The organism is Micromonospora sp. DT231 (genome assembly GCF_049847025.1).
Lineage (GTDB): Bacteria > Actinomycetota > Actinomycetes > Mycobacteriales > Micromonosporaceae > Micromonospora.
The window spans coordinates 298,940-308,917 of the sequence record NZ_JBNCNO010000008.1 but is presented as its reverse complement, the minus strand read 5'-3'; the positions used below and the strand labels follow the sequence as shown (position 1 = coordinate 308,917).

9 protein-coding genes are annotated in these 9,978 nt (G+C 67.4%); 5 read left to right on the top strand and 4 right to left on the bottom strand.

All coding sequences use genetic code 11. The features are described 5' to 3' along the window. The first annotated feature begins 102 nt into the window (after positions 1-102). Positions 103-501, top strand: coding sequence for a PH domain-containing protein (locus ACPXBU_RS22160; protein WP_425759480.1), 399 nt, complete (start codon positions 103-105; stop codon positions 499-501). A gap of 141 nt (positions 502-642) precedes the next feature. On the opposite strand, the gene ACPXBU_RS22155 is transcribed toward ACPXBU_RS22160, so the two are convergent. Next, positions 643-1,587 carry a GIY-YIG nuclease family protein gene (locus ACPXBU_RS22155; RefSeq protein WP_425759479.1) on the bottom strand — a complete coding sequence of 315 codons (945 nt, stop codon included), beginning with the start codon at positions 1,585-1,587 and terminating at the stop codon, positions 643-645. 1,413 nt (positions 1,588-3,000) lie between these two features. Here ACPXBU_RS22155 and ACPXBU_RS22150 point away from each other — a divergent pair. Beyond that, positions 3,001-3,372, top strand: coding sequence for a hypothetical protein (locus ACPXBU_RS22150; protein ID WP_425759478.1), 372 nt, complete (start codon positions 3,001-3,003; stop codon positions 3,370-3,372). A 4-nt stretch (positions 3,373-3,376) separates the two neighbouring features. Further along, on the top strand, positions 3,377-4,921 hold the full coding sequence (locus ACPXBU_RS22145; RefSeq protein WP_425759477.1) for a caspase family protein: 1,545 nt from the start codon (positions 3,377-3,379) through the stop codon (positions 4,919-4,921). A 565-nt stretch (positions 4,922-5,486) separates the two neighbouring features. Here ACPXBU_RS22145 and ACPXBU_RS22140 read toward each other — a convergent pair. Further along, a complete protein-coding gene (locus ACPXBU_RS22140) occupies positions 5,487-7,208 on the bottom strand; it encodes a cellulose binding domain-containing protein (RefSeq protein WP_393291601.1) in 1,722 nt (573 codons plus the stop codon). 220 nt (positions 7,209-7,428) lie between these two features. Beyond that, entirely contained in the window at positions 7,429-7,935 is a 507-nt protein-coding gene (locus ACPXBU_RS22135) for a hypothetical protein (protein ID WP_425759476.1), read from the bottom strand. 21 nt (positions 7,936-7,956) lie between these two features. Between ACPXBU_RS22135 and ACPXBU_RS22130 the strand changes: the two genes are divergently transcribed. Continuing rightward, entirely contained in the window at positions 7,957-8,301 is a 345-nt protein-coding gene (locus tag ACPXBU_RS22130) for a hypothetical protein (protein WP_393291605.1), read from the top strand. Between the two features lie 175 nt (positions 8,302-8,476). On the opposite strand, the gene ACPXBU_RS22125 is transcribed toward ACPXBU_RS22130, so the two are convergent. After that, positions 8,477-9,079: a TetR/AcrR family transcriptional regulator gene (locus ACPXBU_RS22125; RefSeq protein WP_425759475.1), complete on the bottom strand. Its 603-nt coding sequence runs from the start codon at positions 9,077-9,079 to the stop codon at positions 8,477-8,479. Positions 9,080-9,102: 23 nt separating this feature from the next. Between ACPXBU_RS22125 and ACPXBU_RS22120 the strand changes: the two genes are divergently transcribed. Next, positions 9,103-9,843: an SDR family oxidoreductase gene (locus ACPXBU_RS22120; protein WP_425759474.1), complete on the top strand. Its 741-nt coding sequence runs from the start codon at positions 9,103-9,105 to the stop codon at positions 9,841-9,843. Positions 9,844-9,978: the final 135 nt, after the last annotated feature.

Genomic DNA, 9,978 nt, shown 5'->3' with positions numbered 1-9,978 from the left:
ATGACCGCCGCGATCTGGCACAACCGGACCACCGGCCAACCCGTGACCAGGTCCCTGATCGCCTACGACCACTGACCAGACTTCGGACTTACTCGTCTAGTCGTGATCTTCGCTGTATGGACCCTGCTGGGCGTCACGTACTTCACCTCCGGGGACGTACTGGCCGAGCGCGACTGGTTCGGCATCGTGCTGGGATGCCTACTCGTCATGAGCGGCATGGCCGGGATCTGGCGGGCTCTTCGACTCGGCGTGGTAATCGGCGGAGAGGGTGTCCGTGTCCGTGGCTTCGACAGCCGTGACCAGGTCACACCGTGGAGCGCGATCCAGTCGGTTGACTGCGTACAGATCGACGTACGGGGAGGCTTGCCGCTCTACGCTCCCGTCCTGCGTCTCGGCGACGACGCCATGCCGCTATCGGCGCTCGGCTCGTATTCACGGCAGGACGCCGAGCGAAAGGTCGAACAGCTGCGGAGCCTTAAGGCAAGCGCCGCGCATTCCTGACCGAGACGCGGAGGCGGGCACCCGACCAGCGGCATGAGCGGACGTCGGCCTCCTCGCGACCTGCTCCCACGGCCCCGGCCATCGCCAGCCGCCCTCACGAACGCCGGCTGAACACGTGCTCCGACATTGCTGGGCTGGGCCTCAGGCGGACAGGACGCGCTCGACGAGGTCCGGGCAGTGCGTCTTCCAGTTCAATGCCGGGCCCTTCCGCATGAGGTCCAGGTTGAGCTGGCGAGCCGCCTTGATGATTGCTGGTTGGGTAAGCGCGTCGAGGGCGGATCGTATCGACGTGAAGTGCAGTCCCAGTACCCCGGGGCGGATCCGGTTGCGGGCTTCAACCGGCTGCATCAATGCCAGCTTGAGGCGAGTACGAATGTGTGACTTTGCGGCGGCCCCGTCAATGTTGAGGCGGATGTGCAGTTTCTGCGGGGTGTGTTTCTCGTGGTAGATGTACAGGGTCTCCAGGGCGTGCACCGAGACGGTGAGCAGGCGCGGGTAGGTTGCGGCGTTGGTAGCCGGGAGCGCGCTGAGCGTCCAGTAGCTCAGCTCGGTTAGCTCCGACATTGGCATCCCGACGCGCAGGTACGTACCCACGAAGCGGGCCAGCTCGTCGGTGAACCGCGGATCCGCCTGTAGCCGCTTGAACCGGTGGTGGCTGCGGTGGCGCAGGACGGAGTCGTTCGGCCGATCCCTGAGGCGAATCTCCCGCGGTTGGTGGTCGGCCAGCCAGCGCCGCTGCTCCGACGGGGGCAGGAGAACGTCCAGTTCGCTGGCGCCAAGCCGACCCGTGGTGTGTACGACATTACGTAGCTGCGCCCCGGCTGCCTCGCGCCGGCGAATCTGATCACGTTCCACCTCATCGAGCTGGCTACGGACAACCCGCTCAAAGACGATCTCCATAATGTCCGACCACGTCCGCCGGTGGGCGCAAAACCGTGTCACCACATCGACAGCCTGTCCCACGTAGCACTGGCCGTCGGCAAACGCCAACTCGTACACCCCACACCGGCCACGCGCCTTGGGCAGAAGGTGAGCGATCGAGTTCAACCCGTCCACCTTCAGCCGAACAACCTCACGATCGTCCATGTTGAGCGACAGTAGGGCATAGATAGCCAGCCGGAAGTGCCGGTGGGTCGCCGTAAGCGGTAGACGTCTCTACGACCCACCTGCAGGGGACTGTCGAGCGGCTGTTCGATCCGTCGGACGACGTGGTCGACGCGCTGCTGTGACCGGCCAGGCGGAGGCGGGTAGCGCACTCGGCGATGGATGGCGAGAACACTTATCCACTCCGACCTCAACCCGGCCAACTTGATCGTGACGCCACACGGCCTACGGATCGTCGATTGGGCATGGCAACCAAGGCCGCCGCATGGATCGAACTCGCCTTACTCGCCCAGTGGCTGATCGGCAGCGGCCATAGCGCCGAGCAGGCAGAAGAGTGGTTAGGGCAGCTTCCCGCATGGGCGGCGACAGACCGTCAGGTCCTGGACCACTTCGCCTCACGGAACGCAACGAAGTGGGCCGCCAAGTCCCGACAGAGCACCGAGACCTGCGTACACGACCTCGCACTGTGGACCGGCGAATGGGCCAACCACCGGACCCATGGCCACCAGTCAACCCATGAGCCATAACCCGGGGGCCACCCTCTCGCCGCGCGGCACCGGCAGCGGTCCGCCCAACTGCTCAAATAGCCAGCAGGGCCCCCACGGGACCGCACATCAGGTCAATCAACCGGACAGGTCCATGGCGGCCCGAACAGAGAACCAGCCGCGCTGCTCCCAATCTGCTCCCAATGTAAGCAGCACATACGGCAAAGCCCGTTACCGATGACTGCGGTAACGGGCTTCTGACCTGCACAAACTGAGAGTGGGCGATGCTGGTATCGAACCAGCGACCTCTTCGGTGTGAACCAGGACGCCGCACCGACTCTGACCTGCGAGAACGTGGAGCCGCAGGCAGGGGTGGGTGCAGTTGAGCGCCGTTCGATGCCGTTGGACGCAGTTCAGGGCCGTTCAGGGCACCCCGCTGCTCCCAACCTGCTCCCCCTAACCGGGCTCGCGCCGACCGCCGACTGATCGCGAGCTGCCGGCCCAGTGCCTTGGTTGGCACCGGAGTGCCTCCCGCAGATCTGCGGCTCCACCGCCTCCACGATCGCTCCCTTCACCCGATCACCTCGATCGATCCGCCGGCGTCGGCCGGCCGGTCTGCACCGGTCGGCCAGAGCAGCACCATGCCGAGCCCGGTCAGCACCACCGCCAAAATCAGCAGCGACAACACGGTGCGGCGGGGGGCGGCGGGTCATCTGGAGCAGGGCGCTCTCGCCGGCCCTCTGGAGGTGCGGCATCGCACTCAGGCTAGGTGCTCTATTTCCGAACCTGATCAGCACCGTGAATCCGCCGGCCGGCGCCACCCCTCGGTGGGATTGACGACTTCCCGACACTGTGGGCAGGCGGCCGGTCGGGCACTATGGCAAACGATCTGTCTGGAGGCTGAGCAACGGTGGAAATGCTGATTATGGTCCGCGCGGCCAACGACGACCCGGCCGACGTGGAGGAGTCCACCGTCCGCCTGCGTCAGGAGCTGCTGGATCTCGACGTCGACGAGGTGCGGCCGGTCGGCGCCGGCGAGATTCCCCCGGGTGCACGGGCCGTCGACGTGGCCGCCGCCGGCGCCGTGTTGGTCGCGTTGCAGCAGTCCGCCGACCTGATCAACAGTGTGGTCGGTCTGATGCGGGCGTGGGCTGGGTCCAGGCCGCGTGGCAACGAGGTAGAGATGACGGTCGGCGACCACTCCATCCGCCTGACCGCCGCGACCTCCGAGCAGCAGGAACGCCTGGTCGACGAGTTCATCAAGGCTGTCTCGCAGGGCTGAGCTCGTGCAACGCCGACGGCTAGCCCTGATCGTGGCGGTTGATCGTTACGACGATCCGAACCTCGGCCGGCTCGCTGCGCCCTCCGCCGACGCGGAAGCACTGGCCGACGTGCTGGGCGATCCCGGGTTGGGTGGGTTCGAGGTGTCGGTGCTACATAACGCGACCTACGCCGAGACCCGGGAGCGCATCGACGACCTGCTGGCCGAGCGTGGCCGCGACGACCTGGTCCTGCTGCACTTCTCGTGCCACGGGATCAAGGACGCGAACGGTGAGCTGATGCTCGCGGCTTCCAACACGACCAACCGCCGCCTCGCATCGACCGGGATCGAGGCGGCCTGGGTGAGCCGTCAGATGCGCCGCAGCCGGGCCGGCAGTGTGGTCCTGCTGCTGGACTGCTGCTTCGGCGGCGCCTTCGAACGCGGCATGATCGCGCGCACCGCCCGGGTCAGCGCGGTCGACGTCGTCGACCAGTTCCCGATGGGCCACCTAGAGCAGGGCCGGGGCCGCGCCATCATCACCGCGTCGACCGCGACCGAATACGCCTTCGAGGGTGAGCAGCTGGTGGACGGCAGTGCCCCGCGGCCCTCGATCTTCACTAACGCCCTCGTGCACGGAATCCGGACCGGGGAGGCGGACCGGGACCGTGACGGGTTCATCTCGATCGCCGAGATGTACGAGTACGTCTACGACCAGGTGCGGCAGCGCACGGCCGACCAAACACCGTCCAAGTGGGAGTTCGGCGTGCAGGGCGGGTTCTATGTGGCCCGCAGCCAGATGCGACAGCAAGTGCCCTCGGTGCTGAGTCCAGGGCTGCTCGACCTCGTCTCGCACACGGAGCCGGCCGGTCGGATCGGCGCCGTCACCGAACTGACCGATTTGATGGTCGGGCCGGACTCGTCCGTCGCGGCGGAGGCCCGGCGTGTGCTCACCGGCCTCTGCGACGATGGGGTCCCTCGGGTGGCCGCTGCCGCGGCGAGCGCGCTGGCCGAGGCCAAATTAACGGCGGTCCCGGCCGGGGCGGGCGCCGCGGCGGACGTGACGGCCGGCACGACCCCGGACCTGCAAAAGGTCGTCGAGGACATGAAGCAGTTCGAGCGTGAGTACCGCACCCGGGTCCGCGCCTTCCTTGAGCGCGAGTTCCGAGACCTCGACCTGATCGCCCAGCAGCCCGGCAAGTTGGAGGGTGACGGCGCCGAGCTGGTCATGCTCGGCGCCCACCTCGATCAGCACGACCTGCGGTTCAACGAATACCTTGAGCGTCAGCTTACGATCCTGAACTCGGATCGCTACGAGGGCGGAACCCCGACCCTCTGGGAGAGCGCCGAGGTGACCAACCTGCGCGACCTGATCCGGCGGTACCGCAAGTCCCTCGGCCAGACCCTGCAGGATCTGCGCAGCTCGGGCCCGCACGTCACGCCCGACCTGCCCGAGCGGGGCGGCGGCCGCGCAGCAGCGCAGCAGTACGTCAACGCCTACAGGCACTCGATCAGGCAGTACTTCGAACGGCAGTGGTCCGTCCTATTCGATGAGCCACCACCCGGCCGCTGACCGGGCCAGCCGGCCGGGAACGTGAGTGCGGCCGAGAGCCCTCCGCACATCGGCGGGCGTTGCCGACGGAGGGTTGTGGAAGGTGTGGTGCTCGTGGCTCATGACCAACATCTTTGATCATCGCGACCACCACGGACATCCGCTCATCGGCAGAAGCGGATACGCCATACCGCCGGTGCTGGCTCGCTGGTGACGGAACGTCACGATGGTCGGCCGCACGTTCCTGTGGAGCTCGCTGAATCCGCTGACCGGCTCGCGGGCGGCTGAAGGCTCGGGCGTGCCTCCGCCGTCTGCAGGACGCTGTGCACGTTTAGCGGCTCTGTCGCTGATCTTGTGACGGCGGCTGGTGGACTACCAACATGTGGGCCGTGCTCACGGGACTTCAGAAGACACTTTTGCCGCATCTGTCCAACGTGGTTATCGACTTTCGCGCACAAGGCTCACCTTCGGCCGCTGGCTGCCCTCTCTCGGTCGCGGACTCGACTGGACCACACGAACACCTGTGACAGTGCACAGGTGTTCGTGTGGTCCGTTACTCGTTCGGAGTGTTACCTGACTTCTTCGCCTAGGTCGCTGAACAGGTAAGTGACGGCGTGGGTGCCGAGCTGCCGGAACCGAGGAAGCCGAACGTCGCGCTGGCACCTGGCGCCAGCGTCCCATTGTAGGACACGTTGGTCACCGTGGCGGTGCTTCCGCTGGTGGTGAGGGAACCGCTCCAGATCTGGTTGATCGTCTGCCCGGACGGCAGCGTCCAGCTCACGGTCCAACCGCGGGTGGCCGCCGAGCCGGTGTTCGCGACCGCCACCTCGGCCTGGAATCCGCCCTGCCAGCTGCCGACGACCTGGTAGCTGGCGCTGCACGCCGTACCTGGCACCGGCGGCGGGGAGGTCGGCGGCGGCGTGGTCGGCGGCGGGGAGGTCGGCGGCGGCGTGGACGACGGCAGCAGGGTGATCGTGTACGCGTCGTTGACGTTGCTGTTGGCGACGTTCACCGTGGCCGAGTTGCCGTTCACACTGACCACCTGGTCTTGCACGGTGACCGGGCCGGTGACCGCGCCGCCGTTGTTGTCCGGGATGCGCTGCACCACGACGCGGACCTGGTTGTTCACGACGAGTCCGCTGGTGCCGTTGAGTCCCTGCAGCGAGACGGCGATGTTCCCGGTGGTGCGTCCCCCGCCGATCAGGACCTTGGCGGTGCCGGTGTCCTTCGTGGCGTACGCGTCGTAGCCGGCCGACGGCGTGGTGGCCACCACGGTGCCGGTCTGTCCGGCGTAGAACCGATAGACCCACCACTCGCCCTTGGTCTGGTACTGACCGGCGGAGTTGTGGATCAGCAGGTTGCCCAGGTCGTTGTGCAGGTTGCCGCCGCTGGCCCAGTTGGCCCGCAGCCCGTCGGCGCCGGCCCGCTCCAGCCGGGTGATGTACCAGGCGCCGTCACCGGGATTCTGCTCGTTTGAGGCGCCGTACTCGTTGATCTGGTACGGCCGGGTGTGCGGGATGCCGCGGGAGCCGAGCGTGGTGTTCGCCGCCGCGACGTTGGCGACCGGGTCACCGGGCAGGGAGTGCCAGCTGAAGATGTCCGGCACCACGTTGTTGGCCTTGACGTAGTCGAGGTACTGGTTCCACCAGGCACCGGTGTTGGTGGTCGGTACGCCGGCATAGCTGGGACCGACGATCAGGGTGCCCGGCATCTCTGCGCGCAGGCGCTGGTAGGTGCGCCGCCACAGCTCGAAATACTGCGACTGTGGCCGGTTCCAGAAGATCGAGATGTTGGGCTCGTTCCAGATGTCCCACTGCACCGGCACACCCGTGGCCTTGACGTCGGCGATCACCCGGGTGAGGAAGTTGTTGTAGTCGGTCCAGTTGCCGTTGTCGCCGGGGTAACGCGGGATGTTGGCGCCGTCGGCACCCCACAGGTCGTGGGGGAGCAGGATGAACGTGCCGCCGAGGGCCTTGGTGCGCAGCATCTGCGCCCGGGTGGCGTTCCACCGCCGGTCGTACCCGCCGCCCTGCCAGCCGCCGCCGGACAGTTGCGCTCCGCCCGCGCGCATCGCCTGGAACTTGATGTCGGTGAAGTAGTTGCTCGGTGGGTTGGCGCCGTTCTCGGACATGCCGTAAATCCAGCCGGACGCCCGGTAGGTCGGCGCTGCGGTGCCGGTGGCGAAGTTCACGCTGATGCTCTGGTTGTCGGCGTGCGCCGGAACCGAGACGGACAAAACGCCGGCCGCTATCAGCACACCGGCCAGCAAATGGCTGGCGCGGAAGCGGGGTGGGGGTGCGGATCTCACGTTGCCTCCAGGGGACGGGGAACGGCTTCAGGGGACGGGGAAGCGGCTCGGGCGGGTGCGGGGACGGTGCTGTCACGCAGCGAGATCGGCGGGAAGCTGCGCGATGGATTCCTCGGGGTCCGTGGCGTCGTCGGCCTACGGCCGCTCGACACCCAGTCGAATCGGTTCGAACGCGACCATAGGCAGCGACCTTCGTCGATGTCAATCGATACGTGTGACTTTACGACCCTGATCGAACCGTTTCGTTGCCTCGCGCCACCCGCGGGCGAAGATGGGACGGACCGCCCGGCTGCCCGCACCAACCCCTGGCGCGCCCGCGTTGTCGAGGCGGCCGGCGCGGATCGGCGCGCCCACCCGGCGCGCCGTCGGCGGAGGAGAGCGGATCGTCGGGGTTGGCCGACTGGACGGCCACGACGATGCCGCCCAGCACGATGAGTCCCACCACAACGGCCGACACCACGAGCACCGGCCGGGTCCACGGGGACGGCTCGTCGGCGAGGTGTGACGGCAGGCCGGCGTTGTTACCGGGGCGGTCGGCCAGGAACATCTCCCTTCCGATGACGACGGCTCCCGCTACGGCGGCCGGGGCGACGACCCACTCCGTCCAGCGCAGCACCGTCGCGATGATTTCGGCGGCCGGCGGCTGCCCGCCGCGTTGTCGTTCGGGGGCTCGCTCGTCGTTCCGCCAGGCAAGCCCGAGTCCGATCTTGAAGAGTTGCGTGCCCACGCGGCTGCGTTCGGATCGACCGTGCGGTACGTACAGGGCGACGCCAGTGAGTGTCATCGCAACGTCGCGGCGCTCTGGATCGACGGAGTCATCGAGTCAATCGGCACGGGCTACGCGCTGTCTGACGACGAACTCTGGCGGCAGCACTCGTGGGGTGTGGATCCCGACGGCACGCTGTTGGAAACCACGGATGAGCGGCGCGCCTACGTGGGCATCGTGCTGCCAGCGAGGGCGCCGAGCATCCAGTTCGCCGGGAGCAACGCCCAGGAACACCTCAAGATGGTGTTACGGCAACGTGGTCCCCGCGCCGCAGAGCTGGTCAGCATGATCCGCGAACTGGCAAATTCGGGCAGTTCTCGCTCCTAGCTGACGTCGACTTCCCGCTGGCGCGCAAGCTGTGTACCCGGCTTCGGACACCCAACGGTCAACGTAGGTGGCGAACGTGCGATCGGACAGCACGCACGATCGGCGGCAGAAGCGGATGGGGTCGGCTGCGTGAGCCTGACCTCGAACTCGTACCAGCACCCAGCGCCCGTGGGGCTCAGGGATGGTGTGCCCGGAGTCCGTCGATCAGGATTGACAACAACCGAGGCCCGCGGGCGTCGAGTTCGGTGTCGTCCAGTCGCGACAGCCAGCTGATGAGCACGATAACGTCGCGGACCTCCACGTCCGGGCGGAGGCTGCCAGTCGCGCGGCCCGCATTCAGCAACAGTTCGACCGCGTCGCCGATCGGGCCGAGGCTGTGGGCAGCAAGATCGCGCCAGGTGGCCGCCTCGACGGCCGCGAACACATCGCGTTTGACCCGAGCGTAAGCAGCCACCCGATCGAACCAGGCCGCGAGCGCGTCCATAGACTCGCGGCGCTCCACCAACTGTGCGGCCGCGGCGACCAACTCGTCGACTTCCTGGCGGTAGACCTCCACCAGGAGGTCCTCGCGGGTGGGGAAATGCCGGTAGAGCGTCCCTTGCCCTATGCCGCACGCCTTGGCGACCGCATTGAGCTTCAACTCACCCGATTCGCGTACCAGCTCCCGCGCCGCTTGCAAGATCCGTTCCCGATTGAGCCGCGCGTCGGACCGTCGCGGCGCACCGCTCTTGGCAGAAGCGGACACGTGTCCGCTATGCTGATCGGGATAACCGGACATGTGTCCATTCTAGGGGAGTCGCCATGACCATCCAGGGCAAGGTAGTCGCCATCACTGGCGCCAGCAGTGGCATCGGTGAAGCAACAGCGCGCCATCTCGCATCCTGTGGCGCGGTCGTCGTGCTGGGCGCCCGCCGCACCGACCGGCTGGATCAGCTGGTCGGCGAGATCACCGCTGCGGGCGGCGCCGCGGCCGCCGTCCGCGCCGATGTCACCGACCCCGACGACCTCCAGTCGCTGGTCGACACCGCCGTCAAACGGTTCGGCCGGCTGGACGTCCTGATCGGCAACGCCGGAATCACCAGGATCGGCCGAATGGACGACCTCGACGTCGCGGGCTGGTCGGCCATGGTCGACGTGAACGTCAAGGGCATCCTGCACGGGATCGCCGCAGCGCTGCCGGTGTTCCGCCGTCAGGGCAGCGGCCACCTGGTTACCGTGGTGTCGACCTCAGGACTAAAAATCGTCCCCACGCAGGCGGTGTACGCCGGAACGAAGAACGCGGTCCGCACCTTCCTAGAGGCTTTGCGCCAGGAGAGTACCGACGGCGTCCTGCGCACCACGTCGATCTCCCCGGGCTACGTTCGCACCGAGCTCATCGACAACGCCCTCGACGATCCGGCCATGCGCGAGCAGGCCAGGCAGAACATGGCCGAACTCGGCATCGACCCGGCATCGGTGGCCAGGGCAATCGCCTTCGCAATCGACCAACCAGACGACGTCGAGATTGGCGACCTGACCATCCGACCCACCCGCCAGGGCTGAGCCACCACTCCTCGGCCATCTCCGTGAGCCAGCCACCGGCGCGAGACGCGACCCCGCGTAGCGACCGGATCGCGGCATGTCCGGACGGCATTCAGGCCAGCTCGGCGGGACACTGCGTAGCGCGCACCTCGCGGC